21 protein-coding genes are annotated in these 20,168 nt (G+C 53.4%); 4 read left to right on the top strand and 17 right to left on the bottom strand.

What is annotated here, in order from left to right; all coding sequences use genetic code 11:
* From nusG to AC2FNV_RS17270, 7 genes are all read right to left on the bottom strand, one after another.
* A complete protein-coding gene (gene nusG, locus AC2FNV_RS17240; protein WP_170479666.1) occupies positions 1-534 on the bottom strand; it encodes a transcription termination/antitermination protein NusG in 534 nt (177 codons plus the stop codon).
* 201 nt (positions 535-735) lie between these two features.
* The gene (gene secE, locus AC2FNV_RS17245; protein ID WP_170460241.1) at positions 736-933 is read right to left on the bottom strand and encodes a preprotein translocase subunit SecE; all 198 of its coding nucleotides are present in this window, start codon (positions 931-933) and stop codon (positions 736-738) included.
* A gap of 79 nt (positions 934-1,012) precedes the next feature.
* The gene (gene ccoS / locus AC2FNV_RS17250) at positions 1,013-1,171 is read right to left on the bottom strand and encodes a cbb3-type cytochrome oxidase assembly protein CcoS (protein ID WP_170603358.1); all 159 of its coding nucleotides are present in this window, start codon (positions 1,169-1,171) and stop codon (positions 1,013-1,015) included.
* A gap of 5 nt (positions 1,172-1,176) precedes the next feature.
* Positions 1,177-3,354 (bottom strand): heavy metal translocating P-type ATPase, encoded by a 2,178-nt coding sequence (locus AC2FNV_RS17255; protein ID WP_170603356.1) that lies wholly within the window; start codon positions 3,352-3,354, stop codon positions 1,177-1,179.
* Between the two features lie 4 nt (positions 3,355-3,358).
* Positions 3,359-3,817 (bottom strand): FixH family protein, encoded by a 459-nt coding sequence (locus AC2FNV_RS17260; protein WP_170603354.1) that lies wholly within the window; start codon positions 3,815-3,817, stop codon positions 3,359-3,361.
* 2 nt (positions 3,818-3,819) lie between these two features.
* On the bottom strand, positions 3,820-5,247 hold the full coding sequence (gene ccoG / locus AC2FNV_RS17265; protein WP_170603352.1) for a cytochrome c oxidase accessory protein CcoG: 1,428 nt from the start codon (positions 5,245-5,247) through the stop codon (positions 3,820-3,822).
* 99 nt (positions 5,248-5,346) lie between these two features.
* On the bottom strand, positions 5,347-6,222 hold the full coding sequence (locus tag AC2FNV_RS17270) for a LysR family transcriptional regulator (protein ID WP_170603350.1): 876 nt from the start codon (positions 6,220-6,222) through the stop codon (positions 5,347-5,349).
* A gap of 101 nt (positions 6,223-6,323) precedes the next feature.
* Between AC2FNV_RS17270 and AC2FNV_RS17275 the strand changes: the two genes are divergently transcribed.
* Positions 6,324-6,482, top strand: a complete 159-nt coding sequence (locus AC2FNV_RS17275) for a hypothetical protein (RefSeq protein WP_170479087.1) — start codon at positions 6,324-6,326, stop codon at positions 6,480-6,482.
* A gap of 150 nt (positions 6,483-6,632) precedes the next feature.
* Here the strand turns inward: AC2FNV_RS17275 and ccoP are convergent, their stop codons facing one another.
* The 4 genes from ccoP to ccoN are packed head-to-tail and all read right to left on the bottom strand — an operon-like array spanning position 6,633 to position 10,039.
* On the bottom strand, positions 6,633-7,496 hold the full coding sequence (ccoP, locus tag AC2FNV_RS17280) for a cytochrome-c oxidase, cbb3-type subunit III (protein ID WP_170479089.1): 864 nt from the start codon (positions 7,494-7,496) through the stop codon (positions 6,633-6,635).
* The gene (locus AC2FNV_RS17285) at positions 7,493-7,678 is read right to left on the bottom strand and encodes a cbb3-type cytochrome oxidase subunit 3 (protein ID WP_170479091.1); all 186 of its coding nucleotides are present in this window, start codon (positions 7,676-7,678) and stop codon (positions 7,493-7,495) included. The genes ccoP and AC2FNV_RS17285 overlap by 4 nt, the downstream gene beginning before the upstream one ends.
* A 10-nt stretch (positions 7,679-7,688) precedes the next feature.
* The gene (gene ccoO, locus AC2FNV_RS17290) at positions 7,689-8,417 is read right to left on the bottom strand and encodes a cytochrome-c oxidase, cbb3-type subunit II (protein ID WP_170603348.1); all 729 of its coding nucleotides are present in this window, start codon (positions 8,415-8,417) and stop codon (positions 7,689-7,691) included.
* Between the two features lie 14 nt (positions 8,418-8,431).
* Positions 8,432-10,039: a cytochrome-c oxidase, cbb3-type subunit I gene (ccoN, locus tag AC2FNV_RS17295; RefSeq protein WP_170603346.1), complete on the bottom strand. Its 1,608-nt coding sequence runs from the start codon at positions 10,037-10,039 to the stop codon at positions 8,432-8,434.
* A 196-nt stretch (positions 10,040-10,235) separates the two neighbouring features.
* On the opposite strand from ccoN, the gene AC2FNV_RS17300 reads away from it, so the two are divergent.
* Complete coding sequence (locus AC2FNV_RS17300) at positions 10,236-11,075, top strand: universal stress protein (protein WP_170479096.1); 840 nt, start codon at positions 10,236-10,238, stop codon at positions 11,073-11,075.
* Positions 11,076-11,127: 52 nt separating this feature from the next.
* Here the strand turns inward: AC2FNV_RS17300 and AC2FNV_RS17305 are convergent, their stop codons facing one another.
* Both AC2FNV_RS17305 and fnrL read right to left on the bottom strand, forming a co-directional pair.
* Complete coding sequence (locus AC2FNV_RS17305; protein WP_170603344.1) at positions 11,128-11,382, bottom strand: GlsB/YeaQ/YmgE family stress response membrane protein; 255 nt, start codon at positions 11,380-11,382, stop codon at positions 11,128-11,130.
* A gap of 36 nt (positions 11,383-11,418) precedes the next feature.
* Entirely contained in the window at positions 11,419-12,162 is a 744-nt protein-coding gene (gene fnrL / locus AC2FNV_RS17310) for a transcriptional regulator FnrL (RefSeq protein WP_170479100.1), read from the bottom strand.
* Positions 12,163-12,223: 61 nt separating this feature from the next.
* Between fnrL and hemN the strand changes: the two genes are divergently transcribed.
* Complete coding sequence (gene hemN / locus AC2FNV_RS17315; protein ID WP_170603342.1) at positions 12,224-13,579, top strand: oxygen-independent coproporphyrinogen III oxidase; 1,356 nt, start codon at positions 12,224-12,226, stop codon at positions 13,577-13,579.
* A gap of 187 nt (positions 13,580-13,766) precedes the next feature.
* Positions 13,767-15,698, top strand: a complete 1,932-nt coding sequence (locus AC2FNV_RS17320) for an elongation factor G (RefSeq protein WP_170603340.1) — start codon at positions 13,767-13,769, stop codon at positions 15,696-15,698.
* 21 nt (positions 15,699-15,719) lie between these two features.
* On the opposite strand, the gene AC2FNV_RS17325 is transcribed toward AC2FNV_RS17320, so the two are convergent.
* The 4 genes from AC2FNV_RS17325 to AC2FNV_RS17340 form a co-directional block, all read right to left on the bottom strand.
* Positions 15,720-17,297 (bottom strand): ABC transporter ATP-binding protein, encoded by a 1,578-nt coding sequence (locus tag AC2FNV_RS17325; RefSeq protein WP_496773982.1) that lies wholly within the window; start codon positions 17,295-17,297, stop codon positions 15,720-15,722.
* On the bottom strand, positions 17,294-18,400 hold the full coding sequence (locus AC2FNV_RS17330) for an ABC transporter permease (protein WP_170479108.1): 1,107 nt from the start codon (positions 18,398-18,400) through the stop codon (positions 17,294-17,296). The genes AC2FNV_RS17325 and AC2FNV_RS17330 overlap by 4 nt, the downstream gene beginning before the upstream one ends.
* Positions 18,401-19,495 carry a microcin C ABC transporter permease YejB gene (locus AC2FNV_RS17335; RefSeq protein WP_170603336.1) on the bottom strand — a complete coding sequence of 365 codons (1,095 nt, stop codon included), beginning with the start codon at positions 19,493-19,495 and terminating at the stop codon, positions 18,401-18,403.
* A gap of 1 nt (position 19,496) precedes the next feature.
* Positions 19,497-20,168, bottom strand: a 672-nt coding sequence (locus AC2FNV_RS17340) for an ABC transporter substrate-binding protein (RefSeq protein ID WP_496773985.1), incomplete at its 5' end; no start/stop codon positions are given.

Here is a 20,168-nt window from a genome sequence, read left to right on the forward strand (position 1 = left end):
CTAGGATTGTTTCGTGACCTGAGTGAAATCCAGTTCCACCGGCGTTTCCCGGCCAAAGATCGAAACAGAGACTTTCAATTTCTGATTCTCGTCGTCGACACCTTCGACCATGCCGTCGAAATCTTCGAAAGGGCCATCGTTGACCTTCACCTTCTCGCCAACTTCGAAGGTAATCATCAACTTTGGCGCTTCTTCGCCTTCCTGAACGCGGTTGAGGATTTGGTTAACCTCGGCATCTCGCATAGGCATTGGGCGGCCTTGCGGCCCAAGGAATCCAGTGACACGGTTTATCGAGTTAATCAGGTGATAACCCTGATCAGACATTTCCATGTGAACCAACACGTAGCCTGGCATAAAGCGGCGTTCCGTCGTGACTTTTTTGCCCCTGCGAACTTCGATCACTTCTTCGGTGGGAACTAGAACCTCGTCTATGTCCTCTTCAAGGCCATGCTCTGCGACGGAAGTACGGATTTGCTCTGCGATCTTCTTTTCGAAATTCGAAAGAACGCTGACCGAGTACCACCGTTTCGCCATGAACCTGTCGCCCTTGTTTGCCTTCAGCATATCCTAATTCTTGGACATGCCCATCATTGAAATTATATCACCGTCTCCGGAATAAAAAGCGGCGCACAGCCCGAATCGCCGCACGCCCATTCCGAATAGTTCCGCGTCAACTACTCTGACACGACGCTCTGTGCAAGGGGGCAGTAGCGATTGGTTTCAACCCGACCCGTCTTAGCTGAAGGCGCCAAGAACCAGCTGCAGGCCACCGCGGATACCCAGATCGACCAACGCAAAGAATACGGCCGTCAAAGCCGCCATTATGAAGACCATTACCGTGGTCAACAGCACCTCGCGCCGTGTCGGCCAAACGACTTTGGAAACTTCGGCACGGACCTGCTGAATGAACTGTATTGGGTTTGTAGTGGCCATCAGCCTTTTACTCTCTACTAAAGGATGGGTCGGACATAACTGGGCAATGCGGCAATTTCAAGGGCTGTAGGGTTGCTAGCTATGGCTTAGGGCGGTCATCCCAATCATTGTTGAGAATCCGGCGCGCATCGCCTTCTGGGTCTTCGTATTGATTAGACCGGACTGTGTATAGGAAAGCAACCAGACCAATACCGCCCAGAAACAGGGAAATAGGGATCAGATAGGCCAGGACTTCCATTCAGTTCACCTTAACCTCAGTGCGTTCAGTGATACTGTAATCGAAGATGCCGACATTGCCAAAGCTGCGATCAATGGGGTTGCCAACCCTGCCACCGCCAACGGGACAGCAATAACGTTATATACCGTGGCGATCCGAAAATTCTCACGAATACGTCGTGTTGCCGTATTCGCTGTTTGGCAAGCCTCCGAAATCGGGGAAAGATCGTTTCCAAGCAACACAATGTCAGATGCCACCCGAGCGGCATCCAACGCCGACGCAGGTGAAATCGACACATGTGCGGCAGCCAATGCTGCTGTATCGTTCAAGCCATCACCGACCATGAGAACGCGGCGGCCCTGATCGCCCATCTCCTGAACTCTTGCTGCTTTGTCCTGGGGCAATGCTTCCGCCTCCCACGCATGAATTCCCAGCCAGTTAGCGAGATTTTCCACCGCACCCTGTGTGTCGCCCGATATCAGCATGACATCTTTTCCCGCCAATTGGAAAGCTGACACGGCCTCTGCCGCACCTTTGCGCAAACTATCGGAAAAATAAAACGCCACCGGCTTTTGATCTCCAATTGCCAACCAAGCCGCCGTCACATTTTCAGCCTCCCCGCCAGTCCAAGCCGCACGACCAAAGCGGGCCCTCTGACCATTGTATGCGGCCTCGGTTCCGAAACCCGGCACCTCTTTGATGTCTTGCAAATTGGCTGGCTCAATTCCTGCCTCGCGTGCGGCTCGGGCCAATGCCACAGACAAAGGATGCGCAGATGCTTCAGCCAAAGCCAGCGCAACCTGCAGATCATCTTCAGAGTGCGAACTCAGATCGGTGACCTCCGGCTTGCCGTCTGTAAGTGTACCGGTTTTGTCAAACACGACAGTATCCACTTCGGCCAACCTCTCCAAAGCGGTGGCATGCTTGATCAACATGCCATTTCGAAACAAACGACCTGATGCGGCAGTTGTCACGGCAGGAACAGCGAGGCCCAATGCACAGGGGCAGGTAATAATCAGTACTGCTGCCGCGACATTCAGTGCAGTTCGAATATCGCCTGAGTACACATACCAACCTAGAAAACTGAAAGCGGCGAGTATATGCACGCCCGGCGCGTAAAGTTTGGCGGCCTTGTCCGCCAATGAGGTATAGCGTGAACGCCCTGACTCGGCGATGGCTACCAAATCCGCCATCTGATGCAGTGACGTATCCTCGCCTACGGCAGTTGCGCGAATAGTAAGAGGGCCGGTCAAATTGACCTCGCCGGCGCTTACCTTCAGCCCTTCTTGGGCAAAAACCGGGGTGGTTTCTCCTGTCAGAAGCGATCGATCCAGCTCTGACCGACCTGAGACAATCTCGCCGTCAACAGGCATTCGCCCACCGGGGCGGACAAGTACAAGGTCGTCAAGTTTCAAATCTGCTACAGCGACTTCCTCCTCGATCCCCCCAACAAGCCGAGTTGCTCTGGGCACTTCAAGCGCTGTGAGTTCTTCTGCCGCTGATCGTGCGATCGCGCGCGTGCGGTAGTCCAGATAGCGACCGGCAAGCAAAAAGAAGGTCAACGTCAGCGCAGCGTCGAAATACGCATGCTTTCCGCTTAACGCAGTTTCCCAAAGTGAGGTCACCAAAGCCAACAGAATGGCAAGAACAATAGGCACGTCCATGTTCAATCTTCGAACACGCAGTGCACCCCATGCATTTGCAAAAAATGGCTGGGCGGAAAACGCGATTGCAGGCAGGGCAATTGCAGCCGAAATCCAGTGGAACATATCGCGGGTCGCGTCGGTCGCTCCCGACCAGACCGAGACAGACAACAACATAACGTTCATCGAAGCAAACCCGGCGACCGCCAGACGCATCAGCAATTCCCGCCCGGTCTTATCCGTCTGCGTGGCGGAAAGAGCGCCCGGATCCAATTCGTGTGCCTCATATCCCGCACGTTCCAAAACTGGTATCAAATCTCTAGCGTTCAGATCCGGCGCAGCCTTAACCATGGCCCTTTTCAGTGTCAGGTTTACCCTGGCGTCTTCGACACCAGGAAATGCGTTCAGTTCGCGTTCAACTGTTGCGATACACGCCGAGCACTGAATTCCGGGCAGCGAAAGTGCGATTTGTGCATCCCGAGGAGTAACTCGCGCAGGCTCAGCAGGTGACGCTATACAACCCGGACAAGCTGCCGCGCTACTAGAAGTCTGCCCCGTCAACGACCTAACCTTTCACATACAGCGGAATGCGCTGCGCGAATTCTGTTCCGTCATGGTTTGTGGCCAAAAGACGAATATTCCAGTTTCCCTCTCCCAGAACGGCAGGCGCCGCATACGCTAATCCATCAAATGTGAAATCGGGCGAGAAATCTTCCTTCACATGTGTGGCTCGTCCCACAACCGCTTGCAAATCGGATAACTTTACCGGAGATCCTGTTTGGTCCGTGATATGGAGGATCAAAAGCCCGCCTTTGAACTCCGCCCGAACATCCCAGCCCAAGGCTTGCTGATTCTGTAGGCGCTCATTGAATTCCTGACTAGCAACATAGGAATTCTTCACCTCGAGTCCCGGAAAGGTCTTGACCGCCTTATAGGCCAATAAAAGGTTAACCGTAATAATCACGCCAAAGGCCGCTACAAACACAGCCAGAGCGTGTTTTCCGGTGAACTGCCGTTCCGACATACCTAGTCCCCCCGACCTATGAACGTTGTGTCTTTGTATGCACGTTCGCCGCTTTCAAGATCTTCAACCCAAATACGTACCGAGGTTGTATCAGCTCCCGCAGGGTCGGTGTCTTTGGACGCAGCAATGTAGACCCGCGTTAACTGCGCGGTGTCTGCTGCGACATATACGGTTTCCCCTTCGACACCTTCGATTTCAATCTGCATTGCCGGATCGCCGACCAGCGACAACCTGAATGAACGTTCTTCGCCATGTTTGTTGCGCAAACGCACGTCGTACGTATTACGGATTGTGCCATCAGACAAAGTAACGAAAGTAGGATTGCGCACGGGTGCGACCGTAAGATCAATATCCGAGCGGATGAACAAGGCAAACAACATTGCGAACCCAACGAGCGACCAAAGTGCTGTGTACATGATAGTTCTTGGTCGAAAGATATGCTTCCAGACATTCCTTGGCTTTTCGCCTGCACGTTCGCGCGTTTCGTCGCTAAGTGCCATGTAGTCTATCAGTCCGCGCGGCTTCCCGATCTTGGCCATCATGTCATCGCAGGCATCGATACAGAGTGCGCAGGTGATACACTCCAACTGTTGTCCATCTCTGATATCAATCCCGACCGGACACACGTTCACGCAGGCCATGCAATCAATGCAGTCGCCCAATTCAGAATCAGCAGTTCTCTTACCCTTGCCGCGAGGTTCGCCCCGCCATTCACGATATCCGACCACAAGCGTGTCTTCGTCCATCATCGCAGCCTGAATCCTGGGCCATGGGCACGCATAGATACAAATCTGTTCTCGGGCGAACCCCCCGAACAAAAAGGTGGTGCCAGTTAGGATGAGTACGGTCGTATATGCGATCGGGTGCGCGTTTCCGGTGATCAGATCGCGCGCCAAGGTAGGCGCGTCAGCGAAATAGAAAACCCAGGCCCCGCCTGTCGCCAGACCGATCAGCAACCAGACTACCCATTTCGTCAATCGCAATCGTGCTTTTCTAAGATCCAGTTTCTTTTGCCGATGCAATCGCAATCGCGCGTTCCGATCGCCTTCGATCCAGCGCTCAACCAGAATATACAGATCCGTCCAAACAGTTTGAGGGCAAGCATATCCGCACCACACCCGGCCCAACGCCGACGTGAACAGAAACAGCCCCAACCCCGCCATGATTAAAAGCCCTGCAACGAAGTAGAATTCATGCGGCCAAATCTCGATCCAGAAGAAATAAAAGCGACGGTTCGCCAAATCCAGCAACACTGCTTGATCTGGCAGGCTTGGCCCACGATCCCACCTGATCCACGGCGTCAGATAGTAAATCCCCAAAGTGACCGCCATGATGATCCATTTCAGGTTGCGAAATGGCCCGGATACGCGCCGGGGGAAGATCGGCTCCCTGGCCGCGTAAAGGCTCGGGGCTGGGTTGGAATCGCTCACAAGGTGGCTCCGGTTCTGGCTTTTTCAGGCGACTTCTTCCAGATCATACAACCAAGAACTTTGATTTGGGTCAAAAGCACATCACAAAGACACCTTTTGTCACACCTGCCGAGCTTGCCGTTTTAGCCAGCCTACGAATGTTTTGACCTCTGCCCGCATCGGAGATCGGGCCGTAACAATATGGTATCCGGCTGCGTCTGGCTCTGAGTATAGCTCAACAATTCGACCATTCAGAATGTCCTGTTCGACAAAGTGTCGCACAGTAATAGTGACGCCCTGCCCTGCCCTTAGGCCGTCTAACACCAAATTTCCGGGAACTTCGATACGGCCTGCACCCGGCCCAATTTCCGCACCGCGGCCAGCAAGCCACATCGACGCTTCGGTTGTACCAACCTCTTGCAGCCAGGGCAGCTCGGCCAAATCGGCAGGGGTCCAGTCGGACTTGTCTTCCAAAAGCTCCGGCGCAGCCACTATCACCATCGGAGACCTGAGCAGCATTTGCGAGTCGACACCTGACCAACCGCCTTCACCGTAACGGATCGCAATATCAACTCCGCCCGGGCGCAGTTCAACCAGCTCTGGGGAAGGATCCAGAATTAGGCCAATTTCGGGATGGACTGCGCGAAACGCAGGAAGCCGAGGCATTAGCCAAGATGCGGCGAATGAAGATGTCAGGGAAACATGCACCGGTCGGTCTGAACCTGATCGGACGAGTTCTTCGACCGCTACGCCTATCGCCCCAAACCCCAGATGCAAAGCGCGGGCGAGGTGTTCGCCTTCAGCGGTCAACGACATGGTCTTACCGCTTCGATCCAACAGCGCGACTCCCATGTGCTCTTCCAGAACTCGCAATTGCTGGCTTATTGCAGCGTGACTAACATTTAGCGCGACTCCGGCCTGAACAACATTTTTCTTTTCTGCGAACGCAGCGAATGCTCTCAACGATGTCAAAGGCGGAAGTGATTTCCAATTCATATGTAATCCAGACTTACATATCGAAATAGTAATTGAGTCGCATTTCTACCGTCAAAGGTCAATCTTGAAAGCAGTTGTCAAACACATGCAGGAGAGTTTCTATGCTATCGATCTACGCAAAATCGTTCATGACCGCCACGCGCATTAACGCACCGACCATCGTGGATGCGCCGCGACGCAAGAGTGCGAAACGACATTGGCTACCCAATGGCCACTGGTGGCTGCAAAGAAAACGCGATATCGACTTGCGCCATCTGTGATTGCCGAACCAAACCAGTTTCTGGACCCAATCGGTTCTAGGTTATATTCTTGAAAAATCGGCACCGGCTGTTCAGGAAACGCGCGAACAGATGATACAACCGGTGCCGAGACCTTCGGGCGAAAAGCCGTCCGAAGGTATCTCCATATCGTTACTGGCCGCCGCCCAGCTGATGCACATAGGCGGTAACTGCTCGGATTTGTGCTTCGGTCAGGCGGTTTTCCCATGCGGGCATCACACCGTAGCGACTGTAAGTAACCGTTTCAGTCAGTTCCTGCTCACTTCCGCCGAACAACCAGATCGCGTCTGTCAGGTTCGGCGCGCCTTGAGTAACATCGCCTTTACCGTCTTCACCGTGACAAACCGCGCAATTGTCCGCATAGACGACTTCGCCGGCTTGCGCTGCACCGTCATCTGTCTGCGCATTTGTCAAAGACATTACGTATTGAACAACTTGTGTTATCTCATCTTGCTCAAGGATTTCGCCAAATGCAGGCATTTCAGAGTACCGCGCATCGTCGCTTTCTTCGTTGCGGATGCCGTAGGCTACCGAGTATTCGATGTCTTCCATCGTACCACCCCACAGCCAAGCATCATCCAACAAGTTGGGGAAACCCGAAGCACCCTCCGCGCCTGAGCCGTGGCATTGCGCGCACCACGTACGGAAAACCGCGCCGCCCGCATTTACGGCGTATTGCTGAAGCTCTGCATCGCTTGCGATACTATCCAACGGGGTTTCTACAAGCTTCGCGTTCAAGGGCGCGTTCGCCTCTTGGAAAGCGATCATCTCCTCTTGTACCAAAGCACGTGAAGACCACCCCAGGACACCAGCTGTAGCCGACTGAACCAAAGGCCACGCGGGATACATGATCGTGTAAATCACGCCCCAAAAAATAGTCGCGTAGAACGTCCAAAGCCACCAACGCGGCATCGGGTTGTCAAACTCTTCCAGACCGTCCCAGCTGTGACCGGTTGTCTGCGGATCACCCGGTTGTTTTTCAGGTGTCTTGCTCATTTCCGCGCCTCCTTGGATGTGGCGGGTTTGTCTTCATGGCGGAATGGAATGTTCGCCGTGTCTTTGTACTCTTTGCTGGCACCTGGGCGAAAAACCCAGATGACGATGCCTATGAAAAAGGCAAAGAGCAGCAGCAACATCCAACTATCCGCAAACTGCCTTAGGATTGTGTATTCTTCCATTGCACCCTCCCTAGCGGCTCGGGTCCGGGGTGAAAGTCGAGAAATCGACCAAAGTACCCAGCATCTGCAAATACGCGATCAGCGCGTCCGCTTCGGTCAACTCGGGTTGGCCATCAAAGTTTCGCACGTTCACCTTATCGCCGTATCTTTCAAGCAGACCGTCATAATCGCTGTCCGGGTCAGCCTGGGCACGGAAGTCGGCCTTAGCATTCGCGATCATTTCTTCTGTATAAGGCGTTCCAACAACCGCATTTGCAGCCATAATGTCGCCGATATACTCACCGTCCAGCTTTCGGTTTTCGAGGAAGCCGTATTTTGGCATCACCGACTCCGGCACCACAGATTGGGCATCTCGCAGGTGCCGAACGTGCCAATCGTCCGAATATCTGCCGCCAACGCGGGCCAGATCTGGCCCCGTCCGTTTTGACCCCCATTGAAATGGATGGTCATACATCGATTCAGCGGCCAGCGAATAATGTCCGTAACGTTCGACCTCATCCCGCATCGGACGGATCATCTGACTGTGACAGACGTAGCAGCCCTCGCGCAGATAAATTTCCCGGCCAGCCATCTCTAAAGGGGTGTAAGGACGCATGCCCTCAACCTTTTCGATGGTGTTTTCAAGATAGAAAAGCGGGGTAATTTGAACGATGCCACCAATGGTAACGACCAAAAAGCTGAAGATCAGCAGGAGGGTCGCATTGGTCTCGAGGATTTTATGTTTGTCGAGAATTGCCATTGCTCCGGCCCTCCTTATTCAGCCGGGACCGCGACGGTCAGGCTGGCCTCTTTGGCCGGTGCCTTACGGACGGTCATCCACAGGTTGTAGCACATGATTACCGAGCCAGCGAGGAACAGTACTCCTCCTAAACCGCGCACCACGTACATTGGGAACTTGGCTGCAACTGTGTCAGCGAATGAATTCACCAAGAAACCATTGGCGTCCACTTCGCGCCACATCAGGCCTTCCATGATGCCGGTAACCCACATCGACGCGGCGTACAGCACGATGCCGATGGTGGCGAGCCAGAAGTGCCAGCTGACCATTTGCAGCGAATAAAGGCGCTCGCGCTTCCACAGGACAGGCACCAGAAAGTACAGCGCACCAAAGGTTATCATACCATTCCAGCCCAGCGCGCCCGAATGCACGTGGCCAATGGTCCAGTCGGTGTAATGGCTGAGGCTGTTCACCGCACGGATCGACATCATCGGACCCTCGAAGGTGGACATGCCATAAAAGCCCACGGAAATAACCATCATTCGGATGATCGGATCGGTACGTAGCTTATCCCAAGCACCTGACAACGTCATCAGTCCGTTGATCATACCACCCCAAGACGGCATCCAAAGCACGACTGAGAACACCATGCCCAGCGTCGAGGCCCAGTCCGGCAACGCAGTGTAATGCAGATGGTGTGGACCTGCCCAGATATACAGGAAGATCAACGCCCAGAAGTGGATGATGGACAATTTATATGAAAACACCGGACGTTCGGCTTGTTTCGGAATGAAGTAGTACATCATCCCCAGGAAACCGGCGGTCAGGAAAAAGCCGACAGCATTGTGACCATACCACCACTGGATCATAGCATCCTGCACACCGGACCAAACGATGACCGATTTCGATCCCCAGATGCTGACCGGAATTGTCATGTTGTTCACCAGATGCAACATTGCAACCGTAACGATGAAGGCCAGGTAAAACCAGTTGGCCACATAGATATGAGGCTCTTTCCGTTTTACGATCGTGCCAAGATATACGGCCAGATATGCGACCCAGACGACTGTCAGCCACAAATCAACATACCATTCAGGCTCTGCGTATTCCTTGGACTGTGTGCCGCCAAGCACATAGCCTGTCGCGGCCAGAACAATGAATAACTGGTAACCCCAAAACACAAACCATGCCAGGTTACCGCCCCACAATCTGGCGGCACTGGTTCGTTGCACCACATAGAAAGACGTCGCAATCAGTGCATTGCCGCCGAATGCGAAAATTACCGCCGACGTGTGCAGCGGACGCAGACGGCCAAAATTCAGATAACCCTGAGCCCATTCAAAGTTTAGCCCGGGAAAAGCCAACTGGAACGCAATGAACGTACCCGCCAAAAAACCAACGACGCCCCAAAACGCCGTCGCGATCACGCCATATCGGATGACGTCATCCATGTATTCCGCCGAGCGATCTACAATAATATCTGGCTCATCGGTGTTGCGAAGCGTCCAGATGAACAATCCTGCGGCGATTAGCATCACCAGAATCGCATGCACCTGATACGCCAAATCCCGTGCATAATTGGATCCTATGGCTGCAAATAGCACCACAAGACCAAGCACGATCAGCTTGATGTAATTCGACATGTTGCGTCCCTTTGCCGTGCCTCGCCCGGTTCTCGTGCCGTGCGAAACTTATTTGACTGGCTGCAGTTCTGTCGGACGGCAGCCAATACTGCTTTGATCTGTATCAAGACAATAACCTGAATTCTGTGACACGCATAAATAATTGAATGGGTTAACTGGTCTCGCGATCCAAGTTACCCAAGTGAATGAGGTCAAGATGGCGTACAAATCTCTTCTCACGGTTATGACCGAAACGGAAAAAGCACGAGCGGCACTAGCCCAGATCGCCGTTTTGGCGGACGCGCAAGATGCACATGCCGAAGCTCTCTGTCTGGGCGTCGACCGAACGCAGACCGGATATTACTACGCAGGAGCAAACGCTCTGATTCTTCAGGAATCACTGACCCGGGCAAATGCCGAGGCAGACAGCTTGCTGGCTTTTGCAAAGGACTATCTTGGCAAAACCGGAGTTAGATGGTCGGCCGAAAATGGCGTTGCGCAGATCGCAGATATTGGCCGCCACGTCGCCCACCGTTCCCGGTTTTCTGATCTTGTCGTACTGCCGAAACCGTATGGACAGGATTGTGGGACCGAAGCAGAACCTATTGTCGAATCCGCCTTGTTCGAAGGACATGCACCGGTACTGATTGTACCAGAAGACATTGAGCCTGTTGTAACGCCCAGCACGGTTCTTGTCGGTTGGAACGAAAGCGTCGAAGCCATGCGAGCCATTCGCCGCGCGTTGCCCTTTCTGCAACAGGCGGAACTAACGCGGATTGTCGTGATCGACCCGCCACGTCACGGACCAGATCGGTCTGATCCTGGTGGGATGCTGTCACAGATGCTTTCGCGGCACGGTGTTAAATGCGAGATTGACGTGCTCAGCAAGACGATGACCCGGGTTTCGGACATTCTTAACCGACATGCCGCCGATACAGAAGCCGACATGATCGTGATGGGAGCTTATGGTCATTCTCGGTTTCGCGAAGCCATTCTGGGTGGTGCAACCCGCAACATGTTAGAACAATCGGCTGTCCCGATCTTTATGGCTCACTGATGCAGGTGCCGATCTCGTTCGATGGCCGCCAGATTGAGCGGCCATTTCGCGTTTAAACCTTTCGGACCAACCCGATTAGGAACAGTAAAATCACGGCTCCTATCGTTGCAAAAAAGAACGATGAAAATAGTCCGCCACCAACAGAAAATCCAAGCGCAGGAAAGACGGTGCCGGCAAGAAACGCGCCAACGATACCAACAATAATATTACCTATAAGGCCGAAACCGCGTCCTTCCATAATCTTTCCGGATAGCCAACCAGCAATAGCGCCGATGAAAAGCATCGCCAAAACGCTAGAAAATTCCATGAAACTCTCCTGAAGCAATTGAACTCTGCAGCGCCCTTAGACTAGAAAACCTCCGTCGGCATCGTCGCCCGCTTCCTCCATCAAGCGGCCCATATCGGGTATGGTGACGTGGCGCTTACCTTCAAGGGTGATAACCGTATCTTTCTTCAGGGCCGATATCTGGCGACTTACGGTTTCAAGCGTCAAGCCCAGGTAATCGGCCATCGCCTCGCGCGTTAGCGGAAGGTCAAAGACGATTGGTCCAGTAATGCCGGTCTTGTTAACCGATGCATCCCTGCGCGCAATGATCGACAAAAGGCTGGCGATTTTTTCACGCGCGGTCTTGCGTCCCAATACCAGCATCCATTCTCGCGCTGCATCCAACTCATCCAATGTCATCTGCAACAGGCGATGGGCAATATGGGGAGTGCTGGCCATCATCTCCTCGAACGGCTTTTTTCTGAAACAACACATCACAACATCAGTAGTTGCCTGTACATCGTACGGGGCTGTTTCGCGGCCCGGACGACCTACAAAATCGCTTGGCAGCAACAGGCCGACCATCTGCGTGCGTCCGTCTTCCATGGTTTGTGTCAGAGAGGCGATACCAGATACGACCGAACCAACAAAGTTCATTGGATCACCTGACCAAATAATCGTCTGACCGGCTTCAAAACTGCGATAGTATTTGATCTTTTCCAGCGCTTCGAGTTCGTCTTTTTCGCAATGCGCGCATACGGCCCGATGCCTTATGGGGCACTCTTCGCAATTTGTATGCTCATACAGGGCCTTGAGTGTCATTCACATTCCCAATTGATCTCGGTCAAAGTACCAGAGCGACTTCCGGTATACCGGGATTGCCATGATAGTAAAACCGCAATTGGCAAAGCTTGGACTTTTTGACGCTAAAGTACCGCGTTATACAAGTTACCCGACAGCCCCACATTTCAGCAATGACGTGGATTCCGACACATTTGGCGCGTGGATATCGGGCATAAGACCGAACAGCGCCATATCACTTTATATTCACGTGCCTTTTTGCCGCAGGCTTTGCTGGTTTTGCGCCTGCCGAACGCAGGGAACCCAAACGGACAATCCAGTAATTGCCTATGTGGATGTTCTGAAAGCCGAGCTGGATTTGCTCGCTGCACGGCTGCCAAAGGGTGTGACACTGTCGCGGCTGCACTGGGGTGGCGGAACGCCAACCTTGTTGAAGCCTGAGCTAATGCGAGATCTGGCGGCGCGCATTCAAGAAACGGTTCCTTTGGGACGCTGCGGTGAGTTCTCAGTTGAGATCGACCCAAACGAGATTGATGAGGCCCGCTTGGATACACTGGCCGAAGCGGGCATGAACCGCGCTTCGATAGGAATTCAGGACTTTGATGAAGAGATTCAGAAGACAATCGGTCGTATTCAGGGTTATGACACCACTCGCCGTGCAGTAGACATGATCCGAGCGAGGGGGATTTCGAGCCTGAACGCCGACATTCTCTTTGGTTTACCGAACCAATCCAAGTCACGGATGACCGAAAGCGTCCAGAAACTTCTGTCACTGTCACCAGACCGGGTAGCCTTGTATGGATATGCTCACGTTCCTTGGATGGCAAAACGCCAACAGATGATACCTTCGGACGCATTACCGACGCCCGAGCAAAGGCTGGATTTATTCGAAACCGCGCGGCGCCTGTTTTTATGGGATGGCTATGCTGAAATTGGGATAGATCACTTCGCGACAAAGGACGACGGCCTGACCCGTGCGCAACGCACCGGGCGCCTGAAACGGAATTTTCAGGGTTATACGGACGACGATGCTCCGGTTCTAATCGGGTTGGGTGCCAGCTCGATTTCACGCTTTCCACAAGGATACGCACAGAATGCCGCTGCCACGTCAGCCTATATCAAAGCCATCCGTGCTGAACGCTTTTCGACAGCGCGTGGGCATGTATTCAAGGGTCGCGACATTCTTCGGGCCCGCATGATCGAAGCATTAATGTGCGATTTCCAAATCGATTCAACCGAGATTTTGCGGGATCATGATGTTACCAGCTCTGAATTGATCCAGATGTACGATGCGGTGAACGCTGAATTTGATGGGTTGCTAAATGTTAGTGACGCAGGACTTGTCATTCCGCCCGAAGCTCGCGCACTGACCCGCATGATCGCCCGTAAATTTGACGCATATGACCTAAGCAAAGCTGGCCATAGTTCTGCAATTTAAAGCTGTTTTACCGCCTAATCTGCAGGGGCTTGACGTGTACCTCTGATTTTCTCCACACTCAGAACGTGGGAAATCCAACATTCCACGGCCTGAGGCAGGCAAATCTGCAGACAGTTCCGCCCGACGCACAGTGTCGGACCGCCTTTTTCGTGCAGCTATGATGCAACTTGAAAGAGGGACAGCACTCATGCGCGTTTTCACCGTCCTCGGCCCCAGCCAATCGGGCAAATCCACTCTGGTCGAGGCTATCAGCCGCCTCGACGGGCGGCCCACCACATTCGATGTTTCCGGAACCGTGCACCTGCACGGTTTTTCTTACCTGGACGAGCCCTGGTGCGCGATTGATGTGGACGGAGGCGGCGACGCGCTGGCCTACGTTGGCCCTGCAATGGCCATTTCAGACGCCGCTGTAGTGGTCGTTCCACCTGACCCGGATGCCGCAGTTCTATGCGCTCCTTACCTACGGTTGGTGGAAGAGGCAGGTATACCGTGCTTCCTCTTTATTAACCGGATGGACAATCCGAACGGCCGCATTCGTGACATTATCGCGGCGCTCCAAACATACTGCACGCACCATATCGCCTTGCGGCAAGTTCCAATCCGCGAAGGCGACACGATCGTTGGCGCTGTTGACCTGATCTCGGAACGCGCTTGGAAGTATCAAGAGGGCCAGCCTTCGGCTTTGATCGAGCTGCCCAAATCAGTCGAGGATCGCGAGCAGGAAGCCCGCACAGAATTACTAGAGACTTTGTCCGATTTCGACGATCATTTACTGGAACAGCTGATCGAGGACAAACAACCGCCCAGCGCCGAAGTCTACGATTTGGCTGCGCAGGTATTGCAAAGGCACCAGCTGATCCCAGCGTGCCTTGGTGCCGCAAGCCATGGCAATGGTCTGACGCGACTGATGAAAGCATTGCGTCACGAGGCGCCTGAGTTCGACATCGCTGCGGGGCGCGACGAAGCGGAAGAAAACGCACGCGCTATCGCTGGTTTTGCCGACGTGAAGAAACATATCGGAAAAATCATCGTTCTTCGGGGATTGGGTGATGGTGTCAAGGCACACGAGTCTTTGGGCGGTGAAACAGTCGGTAACCTGACGACACTTGATGCCAAAACTCAAATCGGCTCGCTTGAGGCAGGTCAGATCGGGTTGGCCGTAAAGTCGGACCACCTTAACCCTGGCAATCTTTATGACAGTAAATTGGCGACACCGTTGCCGGAATGGGCGTCGTCGCATCCGGTTGCGCACCGTCAGGTCGTTTCGCCCGCACACGAGCGTGACGACGTTCGCCTTTCAAACGCGCTCAGCCGTATGGCAGAAATCGATCCTGGGCTGTATCTGGAGCAAGACGAGTTAAGCGGTCACGCGGTTCTAGGTTCTCAGGGACCTCAGCATATGCGCCGGGTTACCGCAAAACTGTCAGAGGATTTCGGTATAGAAATTGCCGCAGATCCAGTCGAAACCGCCTACCGCGAAACGATCCGCGCGCCGATTGAACATCGCCATCGCCACCGCAAGCAGTCAGGAGGTGCGGGGCAATTTGCCGATGTCGTGATCTCAATTGCTCCACTACCCCGCGGATCTGGCTTTCAGTTCGAAGAAATAGTCAAAGGCGGCGCGGTGCCGAAAAACTACATTCCATCAGTCGAACATGGCGCCAAGGACGCTCTGGTACAAGGTCCCGAAGGCTTCCCAGTGGTGGATGTAAAAGTAACGTTGAGTGACGGTAAACACCACAATGTCGACAGCTCTGACTATGCGTTTCGGACTGCTGGTAAAAACGCAGTACGCGAGGCTTTGCCGCAGGCCAAGCCTGTTGTGTTGCAACCAATTCTGAATGCAGAAATCCATTTGCCGTCCGATTTTGTTGGCGATCTCGTGCCCACCATCAGTTCGTTGCAAGGGCAGGTATTGGGATTCGAAGGAAATCCGAACGCTTCCGGTTGGGAGATCTTCAACGCGCAACTTCCTGCTGTCGCCGAAGATGAATTGCATCGAACTCTAGCCAGCGCAACCCGCGGAACCGGTTGGGTTAAATTGCAATTCGATCATTACGAAGAATTGCGCGGCCCTGTTCCCAAATCGGCGGAAAAGGAAAAGATGGCCAGCGCTTGATCCCAGTTTGGCGGGCCGTGTTCAGCCCGCCGCTGAAATCAGTTCGCGAGTATATTCAGTCTGAGCATTCTCGAACAATGCGTCGGCAGTGCCCATTTCAATTACGTCGCCATTCCGCATTACAATGACATTGTGTGACATCGCCCGGACAACCTTAAGGTCATGGCTGATAAACAAATAAGCCAGACCATATTTGCGTTGCAGATCACGCAGCAGATCAACAATCTGCACCTGAACGGTCATGTCCAACGCGCTTGTTGGCTCATCAAGAACCAACAATTTCGGGCGTAGCACCATCGCGCGGGCTATTGCAATGCGCTGACGCTGCCCACCGGAAAACTCATGTGGATAACGATCCATTGTTGCTGGATCCAAACCAACCTCGGTCATCACGTCCGCAACCAACTCACGGGGTTGGCGGCCCGGGTCTACCTTATGGATTGCCAAACCTTCCGCAATGATCTGCATACATGTCATGCGCGGACTCAAGCTCCCGAAAGGGTCTTGGAACACTATCTGCATATCCTTGCGTAGGCGGCGCAACTCACGCGTGGACCAGCTACGAACATCCTGATCGCGAAAGGTAATTCCGCCCTCAGATGCGATTAAACGCATGATTGCCAATGCCAAAGTTGTTTTACCCGAGCCGCTTTCCCCAACTATGCCCAGCGTTTCGCCGGCGCGCACGCTCAGCGTCGCGTCGTTGACCGCTTTCACATATCCGACGGTCCGCTTCAGAAATCCGCGCTGAATTGGGAACCAAACCTTCAGGTGATCTGTCCGGGTCACTTCTTCTGCGTCTGCGTCTACTGGTTCGGGGCTGCCTGAAGGTTCCGCTGCCAGTAACTTACGCGTGTACGGATGCTGCGGATTATCAAATATTTCGGAAGTTTGGCCAGTCTCGACAATTTCGCCATCCTTCATTACGCAAACCCGATCGGCAATCCGACGCACGATGCCTAGGTCGTGGGTAATGAACAGCATCCCCATATTCTCGGATTTCTGTAATTCGGCTAACAGGTCGAGAATCTGCGCTTGAATCGTCACGTCCAATGCAGTGGTTGGTTCATCTGCAATCAAAATATCCGGCTTGTTAGCCAAGGCCATTGCAATCATGACACGCTGCCGTTGGCCACCTGACAACTGATGTGGATAGCTGTCCAGCCGTTCTTCGGGATCGCGGATACCGACCTTGGTCAAGAGCTCGACAATCCGTTCACGCGCGGTATCTCCCGAAACGCCCTGATGCAAGGCCAGAGACTCGGCCATCTGCTTTTGGATTGTGTGCAATGGGTTCAACGACGTCATCGGTTCCTGAAAAATGAAACTGATGTCGTTGCCTCGTACCTGCATGAGGCGGTCTTCGGATGCACCTATCATCTCATGGCCATCGTACGTGACCGAACCTTCGACAACCGCGCTATCGCCTAGAAGCGAGACGGTGCTCAGAGCGGACACAGATTTCCCCGAGCCTGATTCCCCAACCAGCGCAACGGTTTCGCCACGATCCACAGTGAACGAGACAGCTTTGACCGCGGCCGATATCTTTCCGTCCTGCCGGAACGAAACGTTGAGATTATTCACGTCCAGCAAGCTCATGAAAAAGTCTTTCTGGGATCAAACGCATCGCGGACGCCCTCAAATATGAACACCAGTAAGGACAGCATAATGGCAAAGGTGAAAAAGGCGGTGAAAGCCAGCCATGGGGCCTGAAGGTTTTGTTTAGCCTGCAAGGTCAATTCACCCAACGAAGGGGCCGATGACGGCAGGCCAAAACCAAGAAAGTCCAGCGAGGCAAGCCCGCCTATGGTCCCTGTCACGATAAAAGGCATGAAAGTCAAAGTCGCAACCATCGCGTTGGGCAACATGTGCCGGAACATGATTGTCATGTTCCCCACGCCCAGCGCCCGTGCGGCCCGCACGTATTCAAGGTTTCTTGCTCGTAGGAATTCCGCTCGGACCACGCCGACCAACCCAGTCCACGAGAACAGGATCATTAGGATCACCAGTAGCCAGAAACTTCGCCCAAGAACCGCGAACATAATGATGATTACATAAAGAGACGGTGTCGCCGACCATATCTCGATAATCCGTTGAAAAATCAGATCCAGCCAACCACCAAAAAATCCTTGGATTGCGCCTGCGAAAACTCCTATCAGGCTGGCTGCGCCCGTGACTATCAATGTGAATAAGATCGACAGGCGAAAACCATAGATAACACGCGCCAGGACATCCCTTTTAGTGTCATCGGTCCCTAGCAGGTTTTGTCCGTTGGGCGGCAAAGGAGCGGCCCCAGGGCGGTCCACACTGGTGTTGAAGGAATAAGGAATAGGCGGCCAAATGGCCCAGCCTCGCTCAAATCCTTCGGCCTGGAACGTGCCTTGCTGGATTTCTTCAATGATCCCCTCCGGGTCATCGAAACATTGGTCCAGCCCACCGCTGTCAATAAGGCACTGAACCTCGGGGTCTCTGTAAATCGCTTCGGTCTGGAAATCGCCGCCGAATTCTGTTTCCGCATAAAAATTGAAAACCGGCGTGTAGAACTCACCCCTGTACTTCACCAAAATTGGCTTATCGTTAGCGATGAATTCCGCGAAGAGTGACACGCCAAACAAAACTGAGAAAATGATCAACGACCAGAAAGCCCGTCCATTGCGGCGAAAGTTGCGCCAGCGGCGTTGATTGAGAGGGGAAAGAGCCATCTACCCCTCCCGCTTTTCGAAATCGATACGCGGATCAACCAGCACATACATCAGATCGCTGATAATCCCCACAACCAGCCCCATAAGGCCGAAAATGAAAAGCGTACCAAAGATCACCGGGTAGTCACGCGCAACCGCGGCTTCGAACCCAAGCCGCCCCAAGCCATCAAGCGAGAAGATGGTTTCGATTATGATCGAACCGCCAAAGAAAACACCGATAAATACCGCTGGGAAACCGGCGATTACGATCAGCATAGCGTTGCGAAAAACATGGCCATACAAAACTCTGCCCTCTGACAAACCTTTCGCACGCGCGGTCATAACGTACTGTTTCTTAATCTCATCAAGAAACGAGTTCTTGGTCAGCAAGGTCAGTGTAGCAAAGGCAGAGATTGTCAGAGCGATAATAGGCAGCGCAATGTGCCAGAAGTAATCCGCTATTTTGCCCAAAAGGCTAAGGCTGTCCCAATTGTCGGATGTCAGCCCACGCAGCGGGAAAATCTGCCAATAAGATCCGCCTGCAAACAACACCAGCAGCAAAATGGCAAACAGGAAGCCGGGAATTGCATAAGCAACGATGATCGTGCCGCTGGTCCAGGTGTCAAACCGCGATCCATCCCTAACGGCTTTGCGGATACCCAGAGGAATCGAAACCAGATACGCAATTAAGGTTGACCAAAGACCCAGCGAGATCGAAACCGGCATCTTCTCCAAAACCAAGTCGATCACGCTGATCGACCTGAAATAACTCTCACCAAAATCGAGCGTTAGATAATTGCCCATCATGCTTAGAAACCGCGCAAGGGGCGGTTTGTCGAAACCGAACTCCTTTTCAAGCTCCGCTATGAACTCGGGCGGCAGCCCCCTTGCCCCGACATATTTGTCGTCAAAGACGCCACCTCCGGGTTCGGCGCTTGCACCGGCATCGCCACCGCCGGCAAACCCGGCGAACACGTCTCCCTGACCCTCAATCTGCGCAATAATCTGTTCGATTGGCCCACCGGGAACGAACTGCACCAACGTGAAGTTTACGACCATAATGCCCAGCAGTGTCGGAATGACCAGCAGCAGACGTCTTAGGATATAGGCGCCCATGTTATCGAAGCGCGCCTTTGGCTTTCAGAGCGGCCTCTTTTTCTGGGTTGATCCACCACAGATCCAGATATCCAAGGCTGAAAGGGGGCAAGTTTTCCGGATACTCGTACATGTCGTAATAGGACGTCCAATAGTCAGCGATGTACCCCACTGGGATTACGAAGAATTCGTAACGCAATGCTCGGTCCAATGCCATCAGGGCCGCATCTTGATCAGCCTGATTGTCGGTTTCGAAGGATGCTTCGATAATTGCATCGACCAATGGACTTGCCAGACCAGCCGGATTGAAAAGGCTGAATGCCGCCTCCTCTGATCCATACATTTGGCTCAGGCCTCCACCCGTGGACAAAAACGATCCATAGCGGGTTGAGTAAACCATGTCGTAGTCCCGCTCACGGCTACGCAAGGTGTATTGGGCCGGGTCGACTTTTTCTGCCGAGGCATCCACGCCCAGAGCCTGAAGGTTCTGAACATAGGTCTCGATCATCGTCGCGGTCGAGGTCGGGAGGTTGGACGGGTATGGTATGTTGACTTTTAGTGTCTGCCCCTCGGCATTGCGACGCAGATTACCTTCGCCAACAGGCCAACCTGCCTCGTCCAATGCTTTAGACGCCTTGCGTAGGTTCCGACGATCGTTCAAGCGCGCCGAGTTCGATTCATGAACGACTACTGC

This window comes from Ruegeria sp. BHSA163 (assembly GCF_059613365.1).

Bases quoted from the DNA above. Each gene is read 5' to 3' on its own strand.
- AC2FNV_RS17320 (WP_170603340.1), top strand. From the start codon at position 13,767: ATGCGCGTTTTCACCGTCCTCGGCCCCAGCCAATCGGGCAAATCCACT.
- ccoN (WP_170603346.1), bottom strand. From the start codon at position 10,039: ATGTCGAATTACATCAAGCTGATCGTGCTTGGTCTTGTGGTGCTATTT.
- AC2FNV_RS17335 (WP_170603336.1), bottom strand. From the start codon at position 19,495: ATGGGCGCCTATATCCTAAGACGTCTGCTGCTGGTCATTCCGACACTG.
- ccoS (WP_170603358.1), bottom strand. From the start codon at position 1,171: ATGGAAGTCCTGGCCTATCTGATCCCTATTTCCCTGTTTCTGGGCGGT.
- secE (WP_170460241.1), bottom strand. From the start codon at position 933: ATGGCCACTACAAACCCAATACAGTTCATTCAGCAGGTCCGTGCCGAA.
- AC2FNV_RS17330 (WP_170479108.1), bottom strand. From the start codon at position 18,400: ATGGCTCTTTCCCCTCTCAATCAACGCCGCTGGCGCAACTTTCGCCGC.
- AC2FNV_RS17270 (WP_170603350.1), bottom strand. From the start codon at position 6,222: ATGAATTGGAAATCACTTCCGCCTTTGACATCGTTGAGAGCATTCGCT.
- AC2FNV_RS17325 (WP_496773982.1), bottom strand. From the start codon at position 17,297: ATGAGCTTGCTGGACGTGAATAATCTCAACGTTTCGTTCCGGCAGGAC.
- hemN (WP_170603342.1), top strand. From the start codon at position 12,224: ATGATAGTAAAACCGCAATTGGCAAAGCTTGGACTTTTTGACGCTAAA.
- nusG (WP_170479666.1), bottom strand. From the start codon at position 534: ATGGCGAAACGGTGGTACTCGGTCAGCGTTCTTTCGAATTTCGAAAAG.
- ccoO (WP_170603348.1), bottom strand. From the start codon at position 8,417: ATGGCAATTCTCGACAAACATAAAATCCTCGAGACCAATGCGACCCTC.
- fnrL (WP_170479100.1), bottom strand. From the start codon at position 12,162: ATGACACTCAAGGCCCTGTATGAGCATACAAATTGCGAAGAGTGCCCC.
- AC2FNV_RS17305 (WP_170603344.1), bottom strand. From the start codon at position 11,382: ATGGAATTTTCTAGCGTTTTGGCGATGCTTTTCATCGGCGCTATTGCT.
- AC2FNV_RS17300 (WP_170479096.1), top strand. From the start codon at position 10,236: ATGGCGTACAAATCTCTTCTCACGGTTATGACCGAAACGGAAAAAGCA.
- AC2FNV_RS17275 (WP_170479087.1), top strand. From the start codon at position 6,324: ATGCTATCGATCTACGCAAAATCGTTCATGACCGCCACGCGCATTAAC.
- AC2FNV_RS17285 (WP_170479091.1), bottom strand. From the start codon at position 7,678: ATGGAAGAATACACAATCCTAAGGCAGTTTGCGGATAGTTGGATGTTG.
- AC2FNV_RS17260 (WP_170603354.1), bottom strand. From the start codon at position 3,817: ATGTCGGAACGGCAGTTCACCGGAAAACACGCTCTGGCTGTGTTTGTA.
- ccoP (WP_170479089.1), bottom strand. From the start codon at position 7,496: ATGAGCAAGACACCTGAAAAACAACCGGGTGATCCGCAGACAACCGGT.